This window comes from Bacillus cereus group sp. BfR-BA-01356, assembly GCF_022663635.1.
GTDB lineage: Bacteria > Bacillota > Bacilli > Bacillales > Bacillaceae_G > Bacillus_A > Bacillus_A cereus.
Map to the genome: position 1 here is coordinate 1 of NZ_JAKUFX010000100.1, position 21,528 is coordinate 21,528.

Here is a 21,528-nt window from a genome sequence, read left to right on the forward strand (position 1 = left end):
TGTATTTACCAGCTGGTAATTTCTCAAACTTTGCAATGCCTTGTTCGTTTGTTTTTCCTTTTACAACTTCCTGGCCTTGCTCGTTATAGATCGTAAACTCTGCACCTGGTAACTTGTTGTTTCCATCGGCTACGTCTACTTTTGTAATTTCTAAGCTACCTTCAATCTTTTTGTTTTTTACGGTGTGTTTAATAATTTCACCATCCGCTTTAATTTCAAAAGAGAATGTTTCTTCATGTGACACATAACCTTGTGGCGCAAGTGTTTCTTTGTATGTGTACTTTCCTGCTGGGAGTTTATCGAACTTTGCAATGCCTTGTTCGTTTGTTTTTCCTTTCACGACTTCCTGGCCTTGCTCGTTATAGATCGTAAACTCTGCACCTGGTAGCTTGTTGTTTCCATCGGCTACGTCTACTTTTGTAATTTCAATTGATCCTTTAATCTTTGTATTCTTTGCAACTAGCTCAATTGTTTTCCCGTTTTCAGTAATGCTAAACGGAATCGGGTCTTTTACCAGCACATAGTCCGCTGGTGATGTTTTTTCGATGAATTGGTACTTTCCAAATGGGATATTATCAATTTTGATTAACCCGTTTTTGTCTGTCTTATGCTCACTGATCTTCTTTCCTTTTTCATCAGCTAGGATAAAAACAGCACCTTCTAATTTTGTTTTCCCATCTTCATCTACTTTTACAAGCTGTACATTTCCTTTTACTTGATCGTTTTTCACTTCGAATGTAAGTGTTTGATTATGCTCTTTTACTTCAAATGGATACTTTGTTTGATTTAATAAGTAACCTTCTAATCCTTTCGTTTCCTGGAAGTAATACTTTCCAAACGGAAGAGAATGTACTTTCGCAATCCCTTCTTGATTTGTAGTTACTTTTGTGACTGCCTTTCCTTCTGGCGTAAATACTGTAAATTCAACGCCTGGGAGAATCTTGCCTGTATCACTTACCTTTTTAATTTCAATATTGCCTTTGATTTGTACATTTTTCATTTCAACAACAGCAACTTCACCCGTTTTCACTTCAAAAGGTTTTGGTGTAGCATCTAACACATATCCAACAGGTGCTTTCACTTCTTTTACAGTGTATGTGCCAAGTTCTAGGTTGCCCATTTCAGCGATACCATTTTTGTCAGCTGTAATCGTTCCCATAACTTGTTGATTGCTGTTTGCGATTTCAAATACTGCGCCTGGTAGTGGCTTTTGGTTTTCATCCACTTTCATCACTTTTAAAGCTCCATTTGCTTTCCAGAATACTTGTAAGTCTGTGCTTCTTTGTTCTGTACTGCGCTCTAATAATACAGTTGCATCTTGAATCGTACTTGTTCCTTTATATACGATTGCATGAACATTCGTTAGATTTGAAACGACTTTTAGAGATAGTTCACTACTCTTAGAGGATTTTGGTACTTGAATACGGAACTTTTCTCCTAGTTGGAATGTTTCTTTCACTTCACCTTGTTCTGTGACAATACGTGTGCCTTGTGGTGCATTGTTCATTTGTACTTGAAATGTACCTTTTTTTGCATTTGTTTGAACGTTGTATGTTGTTGTTTCGAAATATTCACCGTTTAATTGTGCTTCTTGTTTATCCGTTGGAATGACATTCATCCAGACATCTTGTGTATCCTGGCTTTGATTTGCCGCGTGAATAATGTTCTTTGCCGCTTTTTGAACAGCCGCATTTTTGAACTGTAATTCATCAACGGAAATCTGGCCAAGTGCATTCCAAAGAGCTAATTGTGTCGCGTAATGGGCTTCTTGCCAATTAGAAACACCTAAACTTTCTGGTGTTTTCTGTGGGTATCCATTCATTAAGACACGATAGGATACATCATCTGTTTTTCCTGCTTCTGGTAAATCCTCTCCATTTGGGGATTTTAAACCGTATACCAGGCAATACGCGATTTGACCACTAGCGTTCTTTAAAAGCTCTGTACGAACATCTTTCCCATACTGCGGACTATAGGCCCAATCCATCTGATACCTTTCTCGATTGATTACCTCCGCACTGGCTTGATTCAGTGGAATCAAGAAGCTCATCAAAAATAAAAGTACACTCGTAAAGAGTAGTAGTGTTTGATACGATCGTTTCAAAACCATTTTTTACAGCTCCTTTAGGATTATTCAGTTTTCAAAGGACGGAATATTCAGAATTTTAATTTTCTAAATATAGAAATTTACACTTTAGTGATAATTATTTCGTCTTTTAGCCGAATTTCATTTACAATACATTTAGTAGGAATATGAACAAAATAAATGTAATCAATAACATAAGGTTAATTCAATCTGTGATGGGTATTGCACGATAATATGTTGGTCTGAAAAGTTTCTCGATTGGAACTTCAAGAAAATCAGCCATTTTTTTGGCTTTATTGGCTTTGAGACTCCTTCTCCCGATTTCAACATCATATAATGTGCCGATCGGAATTTTAGCGCCTTTAGAAACTTCCTTAATACTTAAACCTTTGGATTCCCTGTATTCTCGTACAACGGTTTTATTTTCTGACGCTAGCATTTTTTCAACCTCCCTTCCCTTAATTACATTGTATTCGGCTTAAAGCCGAAAGTCAACACTTTAGTATTAAAAATAACACTAAAGTATAAAAAAAGGAGGATTATACCTAATGGATAACAATATATTTGGGAAAAATATACGAAAGTTAAGAGCAATGAAAGGCCTTAGTCGAAAAGAGTTTGCTCAAGCCATAAATACACCATATAGTACCGTAACAAGCTGGGAAAATGGAGATAAAGTCCCTAAGATTGAACGTCTACCGACAATCGCGAAATTTTTTAATGTTAGTGAATCAAGACTTTTACACCATCAAATGAGTGATAATGAAATTTTAGAAAAAGATAGTAGTGAAACCGACCCAATAGAACGTATGGCTCAAATTTTGATTGAAAAATATAGAAATGTTCCAGAAGAACACAAACCAAGAATCGAAAAAGAAATTCTTAGGATGGCGCAACTTCTGGAAATTGAAATAGAAATGCAATCGCAACACGAGGAGTAGAGCGCATCATAATAACAAATTAGAGTACATATAATTATCTATACTTTTTATTTAATTACGAGTAATCAATATCCAAATGGTTTGTACTATCATATAAATCAATTAATTTTCCCATGATTTCTAAATCTCCATTACATGCCTGAACAATTTGAACAATAAGTGATTCGCAATTAGCTTTATTTTGAATATTTTCCATATAACCGCTCCTTTTTTGGGATTAATTGATATTCTTGTTCGCCGAAATCCAGTTCGAACATTTAAAAAACTGTTTATAAAGTAACAAAAGACACCGTATAAACGGTGTCTTTTGTTACTTTTTGTTTTTCTACAGTCAGCCCATTCCTCCAGGATCGACCATATATTGCACATTATTAGAATTTTGGACCTTATTTTTTTCTGAAATACTTAATCCACTTAATAAAATTAATGATACAGTACATAAAATGGCTAGTTTTTTCATTTTACGCCTCCACATTTTAACAATTCTTTACAATCATTATAAGCCTTTGTTGCATATTGGGCAAAAAAGTAATCACCATTTTCAATGAATAATTTTTTTGATTCGGCTATTATATCCAGGTCCATTTTTGCTTGACCTAAATAACAATACTGAATTGGCGTCAGTTTTTTATTTTTATTTTTTAATTTCATTAATATTTCTATTGCTTTTAAATACTCTTTCTTTAAAACAAAATACAACGCTAATTCTGCTGGATGGAGCTGTTCTAAGTTAATTGTATCTATTTCTATATTGTGTATAAGTTTTAAAAAGTTCATGTTATTTATGGCTATTCTATACTTAAAATCACATTTATTTTCTAATTCTTCAAGTGCTTTTAAAGTAAAATCATATGACTTTTGATAATCCGAAAATAAAAAACTCTCTCCTAGCCTCAAATTGTTCATCGCACTCATAACGGGGAAATATTGTATATTTTCATACATCATTAATTTACTATTTTGTTCTCTAAATTCATTGACTTTTAGCCTTCTTAATAAAGCATAACTCCAAATGTCAGTAATCCAGTAATTATAAAGTAGTTTTAAATCCTGATTTTTAATCTTAGAAATATTGGTAACAACACGATCTCTATATGTATCAAACATTCCGAAATCACCGATATCACCACTAGAAAGTAAGTATAAAATATCACAAAATATCTCCATATCTAAATTTTCTTTTTTAGGAACTGTTTTTCGAATATCTTCTAAACACAAAAGATGTTCCTTCGGATTTCCGCCCCTGGGACGTTCATAGAACAGTTTAAAAAGTGGAGAATATTTTTTTACATTATAATCTGTATGGCTACTAGATAAATCAACTAAATATTTTAAAATCGAGGAATAACAGTTAAGATAAGCGATAACAAATAACCTTTTCATATTAATTTTTACATTTCTTTCATATTGATCAAAAATGTTTATACAACATTCTTCATGAATGTTTCTTCTATCAGGGAAAAGAACTTTCGCCATTTTAAACACACTAAACATTGAAACTTCTTTATTGTATTTAAACAAATCTGTTAAAGTAGACTTAGAAACTTTTGCTTCAACAGCAAAACAATCATATGTCTTATGTGCATTATTAATTTCTTCTTGTAATTTCCTATTCCAGTAGTTCATACATTCCCACCTCTTGAAAGAAAATTCAGACATATTCAATATATTATATCAAACGATTGTTCTGAATGAAGGGTTTTATTACAGAAATAGGTAAATGTACATGTTTCTCAATATTTTTCAGACAAATAGAGACCTTTAAACAACTATTTTCTATACAAAATAAACACATTATTAACACTTTAGTGTAATTTTTACTTTCAAAAGATTGATATTCTGTAAGAAGAACGATAAAATATATTTATCAAAACAAAAAAAAACCTACCTCACAAATTTTTAATTGGTTGTTCCGGTCGGCAAACTAGACACCAATTAAAAATCCCAGAAAGTAGGGTTTTTAACGCATAGAATTTATTCACTTATATACGTTTATTTTAGCACAAAGTGAATCTCTTGTGAAGAAAATCCTCTACTTTTCCTTAACAAATGTGTGGTGGAAAAAATAGGAGGTTTTTTTGTGCTACTAAATAACTTTTTGCTAAGTACAGCAAAACGAGAATTAAGCCCACAACTGGTTCATGTTCCTACAGGTGCTATTAATAAAACAGTACAAAAAGTAATTAAAGCTATCGATACAATTCTTTTAGATACAGAAGGTAAAACCACTAAAGATTTCTTCGTACAAACACCACGCCGCTATAAGGCATTGGAAGTTGTTTTATCTTACCTAGTACAAGAAGGATACTCTCAAATGAGACAAAATCAAATCAGTGAAAAATCGGGTATTTCTGTACCGATCATCAACTTTATTCTGAATTGGTTAGAGGATCTTCAAGTATGTCATCAAATCAAAACAAGACGTCATGGTAAGATTGCACCATCTATTTACATATTAAGCCTCAATACTAATTATTTAAAAATCATTGAGTATTTTAAGCAAAAATGGGCGTTTTCCATTGATATTTTTTCTACATTTACTAAGTTTCTATCTAAAAAACTAAGTAAAAAACAGGAGAAATCTATAGATCAAACCGAAAAACCTACTGTGCCTACATGCCAGGGAATAGATATATTGGATGCTGTTGCTCCTACAAATGAAGAAGTAGAAGAAAAACAGCCAATGAATGCCCCTGATTCGGGTGAAAAGTTAGAACTACGCTTCCGCGAAATGGATGAGTTTATGAGCGAAGATCAAAAGAAACTGTATATGTATATCATAAGTAAAGATACAAATATTACTGAAAAAGATGCTTATACAATCGCATTACGTATGCCGCCAGACGTAGATTGGGAAGCAAGAAAGACTTTTGAGGATTGTGTACAGTTTTTTGAGATAAACAAATCACAAGAAAGTACGCCTGCACATTTCGTAACAATCTATACAAAACAGTTAACTGCAAATAGGAAGCGTAGACAGCAACAAGCAAAAGAACGCACAACAAATATGGTATTTGGAAAGCCAATCAAGAGTCTCATACCGTCAATGGATTTATTCAAAAAAATGATTGATCCAAACGCCTAAATCTCATTTTCCACAAAAAAATAATTGTTTTATAGCCTTGTTCAAAAAATCCCCTCCTAACAAGGCTTTTTGTCATGCCATTCTTTATTTTAATAGATTAAACATATTATCAATCTATTATATCTTTGTGAATTAAGGGCGTTTTTCACAAAAAATCCACTATGAATTTATAATTGAATTGAACCTGCTCTTAAATCAGCAATTAAATAAGAAGAATTTTCTAATCCCTTGTGAGAGTAAGGCTTATTGGGCAAAAATAAATCCTAATATATTTAATCATTTTAATTTTTTTTAAAACAAGATTTATTATAAATAGTATCCCATATTGGGAACTATATTTTTCTAGATTTTTAAACATAAACCCCCAGATCAAACTAAATACCAAAATAGAACTCTTCTTATCATTTAATATACAAATTTACGGAACACCGAATATCTGTAGACAGTATAAATACTAATATTCGTGATTTTTACCATAAATATATAGTACAGCACTTTAAAAACAAACGAGCATTTCAGTAAAGAGAATAAACTCAGAATTAATTCAGAATAATATGAGATAAATCTACAGAATTAGTTGTGACAACATACTAAGGTTATTCTGAACTTATTCTTATCTTAAACTCATTGATAGAACTAGGTTGCGGGGAATATTTAGAAACTTAGATTTACCTTGAAGCTCTCCTGGTAAGGGTATCTTGATTCAGCTATGAATCAGATTCCGTTGCCAGGCAGATTTTCATAAAACTACGTAGGCGGGGCGGCGGCCATTCCCAATCCTCGCATATCGTCCTCCTTCAACATCGGCCCATCATTCGCCTTCCACTCATTCCAATACATCTATATATCCACCTATATCACAACTCCACGCCCTGTCTAGCCAGGCCCATATGTCTCCGCATAGCCCCGCAATGTCCTGGCCCTGGAATCCCACAAGCCCCACAGAAGACACCTCGATCTAAAATCCCCTATTGCTTGTTTGTATGGTTCTCGTATATAATTGCGGTACACAATTTTTAGGATAAAGGAGTATATAAACATGACTTGGGAAGTTTCTGTTGATGTTTTCCTTTCTGATTTGTTAAAACATGGCCGTAAATCTTCCACCGTTAAACAATACCGCTACGATCTCACACTTTTCACATCATGGATTCAGAAATACGTCAAATTACCTCCAGAATCGTTTTTTCGTTCTTTTGATACAAATATATTAGAAAGATACTTAAAAGCTCTTAAAAAGGGACGTGGGGCGTCAATTTCTAATACCAAGCGTGTACGAGGTATTCTGATTAACTTTTTACAATTTCATGGCGCGGCCCAGGATTTAAAAAGTGATGTCTCTCCTCCTGGACTAACTTCTAAACACTTTGCATCGGATCAAGAAATAAAAAAACTATTTCGCGTCATGCGTAGTTATAACGGATTAACCGACTACCAAGCAACTGGAAGAAAATTTATTCTAGAACGTAATCTTTTATTAATTCATTTCATGTTAGATTATGGGCTATCTATCCAGGACATTCTTACGCTTTCTATGCATGATATACACTTTGGGACGAATACCATTACCCCAGGAGGGATGCACGCCTACAAACGATCTATTACCCTTTCAAAAGAGCATGTAAAACTTGCCTTATCGTATTACAACAAAATTCCTAATCTTGTTAGGCCGCGCCAACAAACGGGCGATCCCTTCTTTGTGGCGTTTGATTTCGGCCCGCAAACGTTCCGCTGGGACTATGAAAAAGATCAACCCGCCGCTTTAACTCGAATCGCTGTACAACGCATGTTACAGAAAGAAGCAAAACGGGCTGAAATTCATGTCACGCCTACCATGCTACGGAACCGTTTTATATTAAATGCGTTACAGAATGGCATGAAACCCATTGAAATTAAAGCGCTTTTGGGATTAAAAAGCGTTGAAGCCCTGCATAGATACGTTCAATTCTGGAATAAACAGCAATAACATGGGTGCTACCTCGTAATGGAACGATTTTAAATTGTGATATAATGAACAAAAAGATAGATATAGAGGAGCTATTATGACAGAAGAACAGTTATTAGAGCTTGCGGAAGAAATTTATCAACAATCATTTGAAGCAAATATTTTTTACGAAATAATGATGCAAATAGAAAGAGAAAAAGTGGAATATTTTGATGAGATAAGAGTTTCCTCTGCTTTCTATTCTTACATTTATAATTCATTAGTAGTTTCAACGTTTGCAGTCGTGTCCAAATTGTATGATAACACTAAACGCGATCATGCAATTAGCGTTAAAAAATTTCTTGATCGATGTATTGAGTACAAAAAATTTTCAACTGAATTGATAGTAAGTGAATCAACACCAGAAGAATTTTTTAAATTAAAAAAACAAGAATATGAACAATTCGAAAAAAATAACAGCTTAGACTGGTTGTATGCTCAAAGGAATAATATATATAGTCATAATACTAAGAAGGCTATGAGAAATACGGATCAATTAATTGAAAAAAACCCTTTAACAAGAAAGCATATAAAACAATTTATTGATTTCTCACTTGAACTAAGTCAAGTTGTCATTTCTTATTTGACAGGCAAATTAAGAGCTTCATTACCAAAAAATATTTCTGATTTAAAAAATACATTGATGTTAGTTCGTATAGGGAATGAATATGGAGAGACTTATATTAGTGAAAAATTAGGTGAATAAATCGATAAAAAGCCCTGGTACAAGCAAAACCAGGGCTTTTTTGTGCTATTTGTTAACTTTCGAAAACAATTTCTAAAAAAACAAGTGCCCCAGGCGAAACATTACGTTTATTAGTGATTAATTACAATAATGATGATAGCGGCCCATTAGAAGAAGTCATGGGAGTTGAAGAAGCCGCCGAAAAGCGGGATATGCCACGAGGAACAATTAAAAATTTATGTGCTTCGGGAGAAGTAAAAGCCAAAAAAATAGGTAACAGATGGATTATTTCAAAAAGACAGTCGACCCCACGATCTAAAAACAATTAAATTATGTGAAAAATCAATAAAAGTCAATACAAATAAATACAAGTAAATACTAATCAATACGAAAAACACTTGTATTTTAATGATTTTTATAGATTTCCATTAATAATTTTGTATTGACTTGTATTTATTTGTATTAATTTGTTCGTAATTGTATTGACTTGTTAAAAGTGTTTAGCATATAATGGAATTAAGTTAATCGATAAAAAATAATCTTTAGGAGGTTTTTATATATGGCAATTCTAAAAGCTGGTGCGGATGCGGGAAACAGTGGTTTAAAGTTAAATGTATTAGGTCTTGATCCTTTATTCATACCAAGTATTTATTCACATCACATTGGAGAAGCAACAAACATTTTGAGTGATGAGGATATTTCTGTTGAAGATTTAGAAAACAACATTGATGTTACAATTTCATCACCTACCTTAAAAGCAAACAATCTGCGTTACATTATTGGTCAAAAAGTGATTGATGAAAACATTAAAGGTATTGAAATGGAAAAGAAATCGGATAAATCGAAAGATGATCTTGTGCTACTTGTTACATTAGCTGGTTTAGCAATTACAGCTATGAAAAAACAACCAAATAAAGATAAAATTGATGTTACTTATGATCTTTCTGTTGCATTACCTGTCGCAACAATTACGCCTCAAACAGCACAAGAATTTGTAGAGCGTTATATGAATCATCATACAGTAAAATTCCATCACCCAAGCGGACGTGAAGTAGTAGTTAATATCCAAATTGAATTTTGCAAGTGTTTACCAGAAGGTGCGGCGGGTTCATGGGGAATCGTTTATGATGAAAAAGGTAAAACCATCAAAAGAAAAGTAGAAGCTACAGAAGGCAAAACTACAGAAATAGACTTTGTTGACAAAACAATATTATCTTTCGATATTGGCGCTGGTACGACAGAAGAAGTTGTTTCTCATGGTGTTAGTTTTAAACATAAAATGAGTCGTGGTTTACCATATGGAGTGAAAGAAACTTTACTTGATATTATCAAGGTTTGGAACTTAAACAATAAACAAAAGACAATAGACAGTATTGCTGAATTTAATGCAATTTATCTTGATTCTGAACATCCTCGTCATATTCGTTTAAAAGAGGCATCACGTGGCGCATTATTAGGTTTAGCAAATCGAATTGCAACTGATATTATTAATAAAATTGATGATATGAAAGATGATCCGTATGTATTCATTTATGGTGGCGGTGCCGCAATCATAAATGAAAGCCTACAGCAAATTTTACAACAAAAAGGACGTTTAACAAATGTCATTTTCTTAAAAGACCCACTTTTCGTAAATGCACGCGGATTACTTGTGTACACATGCTCTCCAAGATTTGAAGAATTAAAAGAAAAAGCGCTTGCTCCTGTCGGTGAAAAATAATGGCTCGTAAAATATACAAAGCTGGTGATAGAGCAAATGTCTATATTAAAAAAGACATTTCACCAGAAATGATCGATTTTATTAACAAACAAAGTGATCTTACAATGTTCTTTTTGTATGCGGCGCAACAACTCCATAAACAAATTGGTAATACAGATGTAGCGGAAATTTTACCACGTAAATACACATTTACATTGGATAACGAAACACAGCCTTTACCAATCAAACACAATGAAGGTTCAAAAACTGTTCATACACCTGTTTCGGATCAAACACACATCGAAACAAGTCAAGAAATAACGAATTCTGGGGAATCCCATGTTGAAGAAGAAAATACATCATGGAATAAACTGAATGATTTAGACGATGATCCGTATGCATAATGCAAAGAAAGAGTTGTTCTTTTATAAGAGCAACTCTTTTTCTTTTAATTTATAATAAAAGTATCAAAGAAAAAGGAGAGAAGTTCATGGCTTATAATTTTGTTACAGAAAAACTTTACAGTATTGATTTTGATGAATTAGAAATTATGTTTAGAGAAAATAATTTGCTAAATTTCCAGTATCAAGAGGAATGGCTTAATGGTTGGTTAGAAATATTAAAAAGAGCGGATCAAAACACAAATATCAAATTCGAAAATGAAAATAAACACAACCTCTCTTTTAAAGGTTTTGAAATTTTTCAAAAAAAATTGATTTTTCCTTCCTTTACATTTTATTTCAACTTTGTAATTACAGGTGCCCGCCTTTTCATAGAAAAAACAAACCCAAAAATCAAAAAAATCTCATTGGATAGTATACAGAATAAGTCATTTCCTTTAGAATGGACCCCTACCGACAACTGGAAGGGTTCTGTAAATAATCAAAAACCAATTATATGTACAGGGTTTCCACTCGGCATGAATGAATACCTACTGATTGATGGAAACCATCGATTAACAGCGAAAATAAATACACGACAAAAATCCGTAAAATCGTATATTATCAGCCCTCAAGAAATCGTAGATCATAGAATACTACCAACGTTAATTGATGCAAGTATGTATCTATTTATCATTGAAACCTCAAATTTTTCGAAAGCATTATCAGAAAATAAATATACCCATAAACAAATTTTTGACTCTTCTTTAATACATTCAGCATTTGAAGAAGTTTTAAATTAATAAAAAAGAGTTGTTCTTTCATAAGGGCAACTCTTTTTTCATTAGGGTTATCTTTATATTGATTTGAAAGTCATGAAGATTATTTAAGAAAATACTTACAAAGACTTGATTAAACAAAGATTACACTTCAAAATTGGAATTGAACGACCTTTGAGCGAGGGAGGATAAACATATGAATGATACAACATCACAAGAACGCGCTTACTGGACACATGAAGTATCTGAAAAACTAAAAATATCTGATAGCACTTTAAAGCGCTGGGCGAATGAACTAGAAGTGAGCGGGTACAAATTCGCAAAAGGTGCAAATGACAGTCGTGCATTTACCGCTCATGACATACAAGCGTTAGAAAAGTATAGGTATTTGACCAAAAAACAAAAAGTAAAAAAAGAAGAGGCTGCAACAGCTGTTGTAGAAGAGTTTAAAGAAAAAACGAGCGATTGGGCGCCCCCCGCTCACCAAGAAAATGAACTAACTTTAACTAGCTCACAAGTCGCTCAAACATTAGAAACTTTCATGAGACAACTTCAAGAGCAAGAGAAAACGAATCAACAAATTCTTCAAGAATTACAGTCTGCTAACGAGTTAAATAAAACTCTATTATTGCAATATGAACAATTGAAACGGGATTTTGATGAAATGCGTGAATCACAAAAACTTATAGCGTCCACCCAAGAGCAAAAACAAGGATTTTGGTCTAAGCTCTTTTCAAAAAATAAAGACGTATGATGAAAAAATTACATCATACGTCTTTATTTTTATTCCATCACACAAATTATTTTTCTTCAAAACTAAATTCTAATTTGCTGTTTGCAATTCGAATCTTTTTCTATATTTTCTTGTATGTAAATGTCAAAGTTTTTCTGGAAACCGCCTTGCAAAGATTTGTTGTATGATGCCTAAGTCAAATCTTTGCATTATATGTATACCAGATTCCAATCATAAAATTAACAAAATCGTTCGTCTGATTGCTCTATGAATTTATGAAATTCTAATCGGAAATTTAAATTTTTAAAATAATGGGTAGAATATTTTCTAAAATATATGTCCAAACTTGTAAATAAATTAACAAGTTTAGGAGATGTGTCATATGTTTTTTAAAGATAATAAGACTCTTTTAAAAAAATGGCTAGATCGTCATGGGATTGAACAAAAAGAGATACTGAAAGCTACAAAAATATCTAGCGCAACTTTAACAAAGGCTTGTCGCGACAAAACGTATATCCCTACACCCCTTGTAATGAAAAAACTCTTGAAAGCTATTAGAAAAGTAGACCCTTACGCACAGCCACATGACTTTTGGAAAATGTAAATAGGCACAAGAACCATTGCCCTTGTGCCTTTGCTTTATCCGTATTGTTTTTGTAAATTGATCCAGGATCGGCCATACATGCGAGAATGCCTTTTTGTTAGAAAGCTATTATCATATTTTGGCTTAATCGGTGGCGCCATTTTACAAATGAACGATGGTTGTATTTCTCCCCCAGCTCTTACACTGATAATCGCGTGATGTGCTGGTATTTTAAATGCTTGTTCTAGTGAAATTGTATCCTCAAATCGATACTTAGATAATTCAAATGTCTTTGTATGATCGTTCATAAATAGGAATTGTTGTACGCCGCCACCTTGTAAATTCTCTTGTAATGACGGTTTCAATTTGTTCCAATGGTGAAATGCATAGATGCTTCCTAGTCTCTCTTTTCTGCCCTCTGTACCCACTCTACCCATCAATTTAGTTAATCCTTCACTTTCATATTGTTCGGGTTCATTAAAAATGATAAACGCCCCATTCTCTTGCTCTTTTTTTGTCATTAATAACCTGGTCATGAAGGTTTTTAGTGTGATCCAGTGAACGAGGGTTTTTACTGCATGTTCCCCCAATCCCCTAGCATTTGGAACCCTTAAAATAATAACTTTTCCTTCTTGCATCCATTTACCAAAATCAAGTTCTTTCAATGGGTCTTGTGCAAAGATATCATACAATCTTTCATTCCCAAAAAAGCGGTTTAATCTGGTTATGATGGGATCACACTTATTCCCTAATTGTTCATTATCTCCCCACTGTATCAGCTCATTCGCAAGACGCAAATTCCCTTCACTCACTAATTCTTGAATACGATTTACCCGAAAGTCCTCATCTTCTATAATACGTTTAATATTAAATAGACTTCCTTTACTTGCTTTGGCCGCATCCGTTAAATATTTTTCACTTCGGCTTAATCCTTCAATTTGCATGAAATCAATCATTTCATCCGCAAATCTTGAAGAACCGTTCCGCCCTAGCTTTGTAATTACTTCTGTTAAATCTAGAGGTGGGATATAATCACTGTCGTTTAAATCCAGATCAATAATGTTTTCTGGTGGTAATGCATCACGAATCCCGTCTGCCATACCCCGCCCACCTTCTTCTACAATTGCATCTGGTATGATAAAACTAATCTTATGTTTTGTATTTCCCTCAATAACAAAATTCTTAATTGCTGTATCTTTACCAGCCCCCTGTCCTCCTATAAAGACGTAACCTCTATAAAAATTATCTGGATTATCTATTGGCATATAGATTGGTATTTTTTGATCTTTCAATTCCGAATGTCCCAAAAATATTCCTTTCTCATCCCGCATAATCGCTGGTATCTCAATTTCAACTTTCTTTTTTACACTCAATGCATCTGCATATTTTCGTTGCAACTCTTTTACAGGCATTTGCAAAGCTAATTTGCTCATTTCATCGGTACTCATCAAATTTACATTCGGATCAAACTTTGTCTTGCTTGATAGTTCGAATGTATTTAATTCCTGTAATATTTCTGTTTGGCGTTTTCTCATTCTTATTTTTACGCCATGTAGTTCATTCGTTTCTGATAAATCCATCATAGAAAGTGCTAAGGTTTCCCCCATTGTCTCCCTGGTTAACCGATCATGGGAATGTGAGGCCACCCGTATACGCGTTTTAAAAACAGGCTGATTTCCTTTGTCATAACTCACACGATTTGTTCCAACTTCATCAGCGGTTGTATGTGCCTTTTTAATGATGTGCTCTTTGCTAAATTTTTTATCTGATTTAAAAAAAGCGTTCGAGAACGCCTGGAATGTATCAGTTAATAAATCATTTATTTCATTAATAACAGCCGCAACACCAATTTTAGCCCCTGTTACAAGTCGTTTGCCGCTCACATTAACCCTTTGGGGTGGTTTCCCCTTCTTTAACTTTTCAATGGCCCAGGAAGCGTTTTTCACCCATTTCTGACGGTTTTCCGCTTCATTACAGATACTCAATCGGCAAATGTCTCCATCATAACTTAGTTCATCAATAACGCTTAAAATATTACCAATAGGTGTTTTTGTATCGTTGCTATTTGTATTTAAGGAAAAGATGTCATGTTTCAAATATCGCATTTCTTGTACGATTGTATTTTCATTAGAAATTTGTAAATCTGATATTTCGGCTTCCTTAATTGTCACACTCATTTTGTTCTCTAGTTTTCTTTTGAGCTTTAATGCTTGGTATTCGCTAGTTGCTACATAAAATTCAATTTTCTTCTGGCCCTTTTTCTGTTTGAAAACAACATCAAACCAGAAATAGTCCTTTTCACGATAATGAAATGTAATCCCTTTTCTTTCTATACGACTTCCCATACTTTCGTACATTTCATACATCTTATAGATCGCCCGCCATAAACGCTTTGTATTATTAGATACATCCGCATGAGGAATAATCCGATATACAACCATTTTGTTTTTTTCTACTTGTAAAAATTGTTTTAGAGAATATATCTCTTTTCTTTTAAACCAGGATTTTTTTATTTTCTTAGGTTCATATAATACTGGCAAATATTCATTTTGTGCCAAAACAGGAAGGTTTGTATTTTCTTTATCGCATATAATAAAGCCTTCTCCCTGTATCATTTTAGGCCCCTCCTAATATACATATTGCTAAGATAAGTCCGCCTTTGTTTGTCATTGAACCTATCATGATAAATCCAGCTGTCACCAATGCACCATATCCCATAATATCGGGCAAATTTAGAATAAACCAATGACCTAATTCGCTTACTATATCAACCATAAATTCACCAACTGGCTTGAAAATCCATTCCATTTCCTTCCCTACAATAGCATCACTAAAATTATTTAATTGATCTAAAAAAGAACCCTCTTGTGCCTTTTCTCCAATATACCCAGCTGTATTAGCCGCAATCATTTTTCCACCTTCTAAAATGAATTTCACAAGGACCCCTCCTTTTAAATTCCCTTTAAAAAGTCTCTTATGTCAACCGCATGTCTAGCCAAGATATACCCACAACATGCACCAATTAAAATTTCTATTGCCTTTGTACGGTGACCCAATGCCCAGGCCGCGCCCGAAAAGATAATAACTAAAACTACGCCCGCATCAAACCCGTTCATAATGGCACTATGAACATTGCCAAACGTCCCGTTAACTCCCGCGGCAAATGTTACCTTTGGAAGTATTAATATTAATGAACTCCCTGTAGCGGTAAAAACCTTTTTAAGTACGTTCTTACTATTTGTTTCTTTATGTGCTTTCTTTTTATAACTTTGGTCCATAAAAGAGCGAAAAGAAATCGTTTCTGTCTTAGTCATGATGCAACACCCCTCGTATAATTTTAAAAGAACTACACATACTACTTATAAATGAAAAGTAGGAGGTCTAACGATATGCATGTTGCAATTGCTGTCGCTGTAGGTGCGATTATTGGATCACTTGTTAATGTTCTTGTTGGTTAAAAATACAGGCAGTGAGCTTTTTGAAGGCTCCTGTCTTTTTGTTTGCGCCTTAATTTGTTCAATACGTGCCGCGGCACTTAATTTCTTCTTTCCTGTTACACTCTGTTCGTCTTGTCGAATTGGTGAAGGTACTTGTTTTCTATCTTCTTCGCATGTTATTTTTTTATGTTTATCGGGTATATCGTTCCAGATCAATTTCTTTACATAACCCGAAAAATTTTTACGCTTTACATGCTGTAACATGATCCGATCCTTTTCATTCTTCTTATTAAATGCTACAGGTTTACTAAACTTTGATCTTTCCATTCTGTTCACCCTCCCCGATGTGACCGATAATATCGGTATTACTAAAACGTATTCCTTTCTGTTTGTACGTTATTCACCTTTTTATACAAAAAAATTCTCTACTTTTTTATTTAATCGATATGAGCGGTAATATCACTTTTTCCATAAAAAAATGACCCTTTGAGGCCACATTTTTAATCATTAGCTATCAGCGTGCTTTACGCTATTAGCTATATGCCGACAGTATGAAACTTGTGCAAGTACAACACGAAAAAGAAGCGTCTTCTCGAAATTTCCGAAATATAAGAATTTTAAAATCGTATCAAAGTATAAAATGTTATAATTATACTGTTCCTTTTGCATCCATGAGAAGGATTTTAAAACCGTAAGACACTTAGAGAGGGGAAACAACTATGTCACTTTTACAGCAACATTTTGAAGAAAGAAGAGAATACATTTTCAATCGTCTTAAACAACCAGAATATATAGAAAGAAGCATAGAAAAAGTTCGACAAGCTCAAAAAGAGATCAAAAATACAGTGCGAACGATTAAAGATTTGTTACTCTTAGACAAAACAACTGATCCTTGTTTACCAGAGGTTGCTCAATTTTCTCTTCAACACATTACAAATTCAGAGTCGTTTGAGAATGTCAAAAACCTTGTTCCATCCTCTATAAAAAAGTTAAGTGAAGAAGAACGCGCAAAAGTATTAGATGAAACATTAAGTGTAGCAAACCAAGTCATGAATTTAGAGCGTACTGTTTTTATCATGATGTTTAATGCAAAAGAAAAAATCCTCATGGATTCTTATAAGAAGAAGCGTAGATCACAAACAGAGCTTCATTATGATGTTGCTGACAAAGAAGGATTTGACAAAGCGTTTTATGAAGAGCGTATTGATTCATTACGAAATGACATTCGTGTAATATCTTTCAAAAAGCTATGTGAGAACGAACCCGCACCAGAGGACTTAGAACTATTCAAACAACGTTATGAAACAATTGTTTTACCAAAGATTCAAGAGATTGTTTCCTTAATTGAACCAAGTTTAGTAGATATAGACGTATTTTTAAATCCTGTTATCCAATATGGTGTAGGAGAAATCACCTTAGATGAAATGATTCAAAAACTACACAAAAACCTTTCTTTATTTCATGAATTATCAAAAGTTGAATATTGTCCAACAGTTGAACTAACAGTAAAAGAATATGTATTCTTAGAAGCTATGAATAGTTCCAAAAAAGGAGAGGAGTTGCAACCATCTAAATGATGTATACACAAGAGAAGTTTTATGAGAAGTTAATAGAAGAGAAAAAAGAAGTACGATTTTTCTAATAAATGGTGTCAGAGTACCTGGAAAAATTATCGCTGTTGATAAATTTTCGGTATTAGTTTTAAGCAATGGAAAGCAACAGTTCCTTTATAAACAAGCAATTTCGACTGTTTCTTTATAAAACAAAAAACCTTTCAAAATATTACAATAATAACCTTTTTATCCTTTTATGGGATATCCACTTCAAAAATTTCCATACATAATGTACTCTTAGATATAAGAGTTAGTTTTTTTCCTTTAGGGCAAGGCTGGTTTCAGCCTTGTTTTTTGTTTGCAATTTTTTGGGTACAATTTTTTAGAGATTCTATGTATAAAGGAGTTTAAAAGAAAAAGTGGAAATGAGATTACTACATGACATGATCGAAGATCAAAAAAAAGAATTGAGCTATCTTGTAAAAAAATATGGATTTAGCCATCAAAAAGTAATTGATTTTAGTCAAAAATTAGACCTTTTAATCTATGAAGCAATGGGGAAATATCGATTAGACCAAAAAATTAGGATAAAAAAAGAATCCTTTCAATAAGGATTCATAACGGGAAGATAAGAGACAGATATAGAAATAAAAAGAATTAAGTATATTATAATTGAACAATACGAAAAAGAATATTGAGAAAAAATAACAAGATTGAATTTTCTGATTAACTGTTTTAAAATAAAAACGAGTTGTAGTAACAAGCTGTCATTAAACCCCTTACGCTAAAAAGATTGGCAAATATCCAATCTTTTTTTATGTAGATAGGCTCTCTTGCTTTTCTTGCATGAGAGCCTATCTACATTCGGGAACTACCTCTCATTATTATAAAGAAATAATCCATATAAAACCAATAGGTTTTTTAATATTAAAACGCTACATTTTTTATATTCTATGTTAAAATTAGTGATTGAGGGTACAATTTTTCAAGAGAAATAGGCAAACAATATAAATACTTTCTGAAAGTGTTCAATTCAAGTTCAACAAAAAGCATTTGTTATTCTATAACAAATGCTTTTTGACAAATTACATTCTTTTTTATAACATAAAAAAGGGAATTGAGTGCTCCAGACTCAATTCCCTGGTGAAGTCATTTGCCAACGAATACCTGGTGAAAGAATCCTTCTTTTATAGTTGGATTCTTTTACTTTGTTCGGAGCATGAAACGTAATATTGTGTATGCCATTTTTCTTGTTGAACATCCTCGTTTAAGTGCTAATTGCTGCAAAAGTTTATGTTGAAATGGTGTTAATTCAAACTCAATAAAATGCTGAAAAGCATGAGACTGCTGAACAGGTACATCCTCCATATAAATATAGTCTAACCCTTCTGTTACTAACTCTAAAGCGATTTGATCTAAGCTTTCATTATAAAGTGCTAATTCTTCCAACCTTTCATATAAATGTGGTTCTAAAGAAATTAATAATTTTTTATTTTCTTTTCGAAACTTCTGCTTTTGACCTCTCCAATACTGTTGCTCTTGCATAACTGCATGTAACATTTTAATTCCCCCTATTTATAATTTAAATTTGTATTTCTTCCTTTCCTACTTATTTTTTCTTACAGTATCAACAGCGGCTAAACAGGCGGCTATCCCTAGACGTTTTTCACTATATATTTTCTTGTTCACTGTTAGGTACCAGCACCCATTTTCTTTTACGCTCAATAGATCGTCATATTGCCGCCCTAATTTTTCTAGAATAAAAGTGGATTCCTCAACAGGATTGAAATATTCAATCGGCATTCTAATAAATGGTGTACGATTCTTCCCCCAATATGTACCGCATTTTTCTAGCCCCAAAAACTCTTTTGCAATGACATAATCTAGCCTTTCTGTTGCAACAGATAAATCGTGGTACGGTATCCACCAATTAGAATCACTCATGGCCACAAACTCTTTTGCAATACTGTTGTATAGGATTTGACAAATACTAATACCCTCAAAATCATCTTGTGTAACAACAAAATCAGACTGTCTTAATTTGTGCCCGTTTTTATCTGTTGTACCAATTTCAAATTCTTCACTTTTTAATAATTGGACTGTTTTCATCACATTAAATTCCCCCTTTATTTCTTAAATGAACATGCTAAAATATTTTTGAAGGCATCTTATTTCTTGTGCCCTTCACCAATACGATCACTCATCACACTTCCCCTTTCTGTTGCTTTATAGCAATGGAAAGGGATTGTTTTGTAAAGCGGCTTTTACTCTCCTGCATAGCATTTTGAAGCAATTTCAACTTTGTTTCTTTGCAAAGAACTCTCCATACAGATACACCAATTTTCATTTTCCTTCCTCCCTTTTATAATTCTTTTCCACACTCATGACAAACCGTTATAGATTTATCTGTTCCTTTAATTTCGATTGTTTGATTATCTCCATGTGTACAAGAAATTTCTTTGTCTTCTATCTGTTTTTTCATGTGAATTACAACTTCTTCAATGCAGTAATAACATAGTATTCCTAGCGCAAATCCTTCCGCGACAATCTCTCCACACGCTCTACATTTGTAATCTTCCATGTGATTGCTCCTTCCCTTCTTAAAGGACTAATTCACTAAGCTGACAGCCATCAACGCACTAATTAGGACCCAACCAACAAATTGCATGGTATTCTTTATTGATTGAATCAATGTTTTATCTCCTTTCTAGGGAAATTGTTTTAAAAACAACTTTTCTTCCATATGGTTCCTCTCTAAAATCCATATAGGATACCCGAAAATAAGTAGGTAAAAAGCATCATAAAAATTGAGGTTGCAAAGAAACCATAAAACCAAATCTGATCGGAAATATTTTCTTCAATACCAAAGTAACAATTTAATTTTTTAAATTTTCTGAAATATATGAGTAAAATTTTTTGAGGAATTTAAATTTAAGGTGAGGTTGTGTTAAAATAGGCTCACCAGACGTAATTTTGATAAGGATTTGTTTCATAGCCATTCTTCCTTTTTTAAATTATGTTGGCCCATAAGAGGAAGGTGTTTTTCCAGGCTGGCAGGCGCGGAAACATCTTTCTCTTTTGTTTTTTTACTTTTTATTTTTCGGTTCACCAAACCATTCATGCATTGCGTCAATCGATACAAGCCAAGACCTTTGATCCCGTTTATATATGCGGTTTGGATCACGCGGCGGTTCAAAATATTTAATCAAACCGTGTTCAATCATACTATCAATTTGTTCTTCTTTTGCTAAAGATGGTTTTACCTTGTTTTTTACTGTTTCATAGGATATCCCCCATCTTATAGCGGCTTCTTGAAGAAACATATACTTATCAATTTCCTTCATTAACAAATCCCTTTCTAGTCTATAAATATTTTTATATGAACCTCCTCGTATGATTAAGTTAGGTTTTTTAGGGACGGGATGTACCTATAAACCCAAGAGTATCTATTTTTATGAGATACTTAAATTTGTAGATAGAGTGTTGCCGACCACCTCCTTGAATCTTTGTATTCGGTTGAAAGAATGGTACCTCTGTCTAATAAGTAGTTTACGAATGAGTTGGATGTTGATGACCATTGGTC

The 21,528-nt window shown here is 33.2% G+C and carries 26 protein-coding genes and 2 pseudogenes; 13 read left to right on the forward strand and 15 right to left on the reverse strand.

Going from position 1 to position 21,528, the window contains the following annotated elements; genetic code table 11:
* Both MR168_RS24695 and MR168_RS24700 read right to left on the reverse strand, forming a co-directional pair.
* Positions 1-2,110 (reverse strand): SpaA isopeptide-forming pilin-related protein (locus tag MR168_RS24695; RefSeq protein WP_242291566.1); only part of this gene is annotated, 2,110 nt, incomplete at its 3' end.
* Between the two features lie 181 nt (positions 2,111-2,291).
* On the reverse strand, positions 2,292-2,525 hold the full coding sequence (locus tag MR168_RS24700; protein ID WP_000881126.1) for a helix-turn-helix domain-containing protein: 234 nt from the start codon (positions 2,523-2,525) through the stop codon (positions 2,292-2,294).
* A 109-nt stretch (positions 2,526-2,634) separates the two neighbouring features.
* Between MR168_RS24700 and MR168_RS24705 the strand changes: the two genes are divergently transcribed.
* Entirely contained in the window at positions 2,635-3,027 is a 393-nt protein-coding gene (locus MR168_RS24705) for a helix-turn-helix domain-containing protein (RefSeq protein WP_000369749.1), read from the forward strand.
* A 55-nt stretch (positions 3,028-3,082) separates the two neighbouring features.
* Here MR168_RS24705 and MR168_RS24710 read toward each other — a convergent pair whose 3' ends face one another.
* The 3 genes from MR168_RS24710 to MR168_RS24715 all read right to left on the reverse strand — a co-directional run bounded on the left by MR168_RS24710 (position 3,083) and on the right by MR168_RS24715 (position 4,653).
* On the reverse strand, positions 3,083-3,223 hold the full coding sequence (locus MR168_RS24710) for a hypothetical protein (RefSeq protein WP_000428006.1): 141 nt from the start codon (positions 3,221-3,223) through the stop codon (positions 3,083-3,085).
* Between the two features lie 135 nt (positions 3,224-3,358).
* Positions 3,359-3,487 (reverse strand): hypothetical protein, encoded by a 129-nt coding sequence (locus MR168_RS33440; protein WP_003320364.1) that lies wholly within the window; start codon positions 3,485-3,487, stop codon positions 3,359-3,361.
* Complete coding sequence (locus MR168_RS24715) at positions 3,484-4,653, reverse strand: AimR family lysis-lysogeny pheromone receptor (RefSeq protein ID WP_242291567.1); 1,170 nt, start codon at positions 4,651-4,653, stop codon at positions 3,484-3,486. The genes MR168_RS33440 and MR168_RS24715 overlap by 4 nt, the downstream gene beginning before the upstream one ends.
* A 454-nt stretch (positions 4,654-5,107) precedes the next feature.
* Between MR168_RS24715 and MR168_RS24720 the strand changes: the two genes are divergently transcribed.
* The 9 genes from MR168_RS24720 to MR168_RS24760 all read left to right on the forward strand — a co-directional run bounded on the left by MR168_RS24720 (position 5,108) and on the right by MR168_RS24760 (position 12,976).
* Positions 5,108-6,112, forward strand: a complete 1,005-nt coding sequence (locus MR168_RS24720; RefSeq protein ID WP_000926059.1) for a hypothetical protein — start codon at positions 5,108-5,110, stop codon at positions 6,110-6,112.
* A gap of 1,039 nt (positions 6,113-7,151) precedes the next feature.
* Positions 7,152-8,078, forward strand: coding sequence for a tyrosine-type recombinase/integrase (locus tag MR168_RS24725; protein ID WP_000219656.1), 927 nt, complete (start codon positions 7,152-7,154; stop codon positions 8,076-8,078).
* Positions 8,079-8,154: 76 nt separating this feature from the next.
* Positions 8,155-8,802: an AbiU2 domain-containing protein gene (locus MR168_RS24730; protein WP_000134172.1), complete on the forward strand. Its 648-nt coding sequence runs from the start codon at positions 8,155-8,157 to the stop codon at positions 8,800-8,802.
* A gap of 113 nt (positions 8,803-8,915) precedes the next feature.
* The gene (locus tag MR168_RS24735) at positions 8,916-9,110 is read left to right on the forward strand and encodes a helix-turn-helix domain-containing protein (RefSeq protein ID WP_000611595.1); all 195 of its coding nucleotides are present in this window, start codon (positions 8,916-8,918) and stop codon (positions 9,108-9,110) included.
* A 230-nt stretch (positions 9,111-9,340) separates the two neighbouring features.
* Positions 9,341-10,501 (forward strand): ParM/StbA family protein, encoded by a 1,161-nt coding sequence (locus tag MR168_RS24740; protein WP_000996172.1) that lies wholly within the window; start codon positions 9,341-9,343, stop codon positions 10,499-10,501.
* Positions 10,501-10,884: a hypothetical protein gene (locus MR168_RS24745; RefSeq protein WP_000101427.1), complete on the forward strand. Its 384-nt coding sequence runs from the start codon at positions 10,501-10,503 to the stop codon at positions 10,882-10,884. The genes MR168_RS24740 and MR168_RS24745 overlap by 1 nt, the downstream gene beginning before the upstream one ends.
* 86 nt (positions 10,885-10,970) lie before the next feature.
* Complete coding sequence (locus tag MR168_RS24750) at positions 10,971-11,663, forward strand: hypothetical protein (RefSeq protein WP_000323892.1); 693 nt, start codon at positions 10,971-10,973, stop codon at positions 11,661-11,663.
* A 172-nt stretch (positions 11,664-11,835) separates the two neighbouring features.
* Positions 11,836-12,393 carry a MerR family transcriptional regulator gene (locus MR168_RS24755; RefSeq protein WP_001000488.1) on the forward strand — a complete coding sequence of 186 codons (558 nt, stop codon included), beginning with the start codon at positions 11,836-11,838 and terminating at the stop codon, positions 12,391-12,393.
* Between the two features lie 361 nt (positions 12,394-12,754).
* A complete protein-coding gene (locus tag MR168_RS24760) occupies positions 12,755-12,976 on the forward strand; it encodes a helix-turn-helix domain-containing protein (protein ID WP_000465162.1) in 222 nt (73 codons plus the stop codon).
* 35 nt (positions 12,977-13,011) lie between these two features.
* Here the strand turns inward: MR168_RS24760 and MR168_RS24765 are convergent, their stop codons facing one another.
* From MR168_RS24765 to MR168_RS24780, 4 genes are all read right to left on the reverse strand, one after another.
* Positions 13,012-15,570 (reverse strand): hypothetical protein, encoded by a 2,559-nt coding sequence (locus MR168_RS24765; protein ID WP_000614131.1) that lies wholly within the window; start codon positions 15,568-15,570, stop codon positions 13,012-13,014.
* 1 nt (position 15,571) lies between these two features.
* Positions 15,572-15,892, reverse strand: coding sequence for a hypothetical protein (locus MR168_RS24770; RefSeq protein ID WP_242291568.1), 321 nt, complete (start codon positions 15,890-15,892; stop codon positions 15,572-15,574).
* 14 nt (positions 15,893-15,906) lie between these two features.
* The gene (locus MR168_RS24775; protein ID WP_000167718.1) at positions 15,907-16,269 is read right to left on the reverse strand and encodes a hypothetical protein; all 363 of its coding nucleotides are present in this window, start codon (positions 16,267-16,269) and stop codon (positions 15,907-15,909) included.
* 117 nt (positions 16,270-16,386) lie between these two features.
* Positions 16,387-16,719, reverse strand: coding sequence for a hypothetical protein (locus tag MR168_RS24780; RefSeq protein WP_000442265.1), 333 nt, complete (start codon positions 16,717-16,719; stop codon positions 16,387-16,389).
* Positions 16,720-17,111: 392 nt separating this feature from the next.
* Between MR168_RS24780 and MR168_RS24785 the strand changes: the two genes are divergently transcribed.
* The 3 genes and pseudogenes from MR168_RS24785 (at position 17,112) to MR168_RS24795 (ending at position 18,556) form a co-directional block, all read left to right on the forward strand.
* A complete protein-coding gene (locus MR168_RS24785) occupies positions 17,112-17,969 on the forward strand; it encodes a hypothetical protein (protein WP_000055175.1) in 858 nt (285 codons plus the stop codon).
* Positions 17,969-18,153 (forward strand): annotated as a pseudogene (gene hfq, locus MR168_RS24790) (RNA chaperone Hfq). The gene MR168_RS24785 and the pseudogene hfq overlap by 1 nt, the downstream one beginning before the upstream one ends.
* Before the next feature lie 235 nt (positions 18,154-18,388).
* The gene (locus MR168_RS24795; RefSeq protein ID WP_003275808.1) at positions 18,389-18,556 is read left to right on the forward strand and encodes an aspartyl-phosphate phosphatase Spo0E family protein; all 168 of its coding nucleotides are present in this window, start codon (positions 18,389-18,391) and stop codon (positions 18,554-18,556) included.
* A gap of 592 nt (positions 18,557-19,148) precedes the next feature.
* On the opposite strand, the gene MR168_RS24800 is transcribed toward MR168_RS24795, so the two are convergent.
* The 6 genes and pseudogenes from MR168_RS24800 to MR168_RS24825 form a co-directional block, all read right to left on the reverse strand.
* Positions 19,149-19,505, reverse strand: a complete 357-nt coding sequence (locus tag MR168_RS24800) for a hypothetical protein (protein WP_000902067.1) — start codon at positions 19,503-19,505, stop codon at positions 19,149-19,151.
* Between the two features lie 45 nt (positions 19,506-19,550).
* The gene (locus tag MR168_RS24805; protein ID WP_003275810.1) at positions 19,551-20,054 is read right to left on the reverse strand and encodes a hypothetical protein; all 504 of its coding nucleotides are present in this window, start codon (positions 20,052-20,054) and stop codon (positions 19,551-19,553) included.
* 94 nt (positions 20,055-20,148) lie between these two features.
* The gene (locus MR168_RS24810; protein WP_000690451.1) at positions 20,149-20,292 is read right to left on the reverse strand and encodes a hypothetical protein; all 144 of its coding nucleotides are present in this window, start codon (positions 20,290-20,292) and stop codon (positions 20,149-20,151) included.
* Between the two features lie 15 nt (positions 20,293-20,307).
* A complete protein-coding gene (locus tag MR168_RS24815) occupies positions 20,308-20,526 on the reverse strand; it encodes a hypothetical protein (protein ID WP_000390509.1) in 219 nt (72 codons plus the stop codon).
* A gap of 173 nt (positions 20,527-20,699) precedes the next feature.
* A pseudogene (locus tag MR168_RS33740) lies at positions 20,700-20,938 on the reverse strand (DUF3961 domain-containing protein).
* Between the two features lie 93 nt (positions 20,939-21,031).
* A complete protein-coding gene (locus MR168_RS24825; RefSeq protein ID WP_000658309.1) occupies positions 21,032-21,289 on the reverse strand; it encodes a helix-turn-helix domain-containing protein in 258 nt (85 codons plus the stop codon).
* Positions 21,290-21,528: the final 239 nt, after the last annotated feature.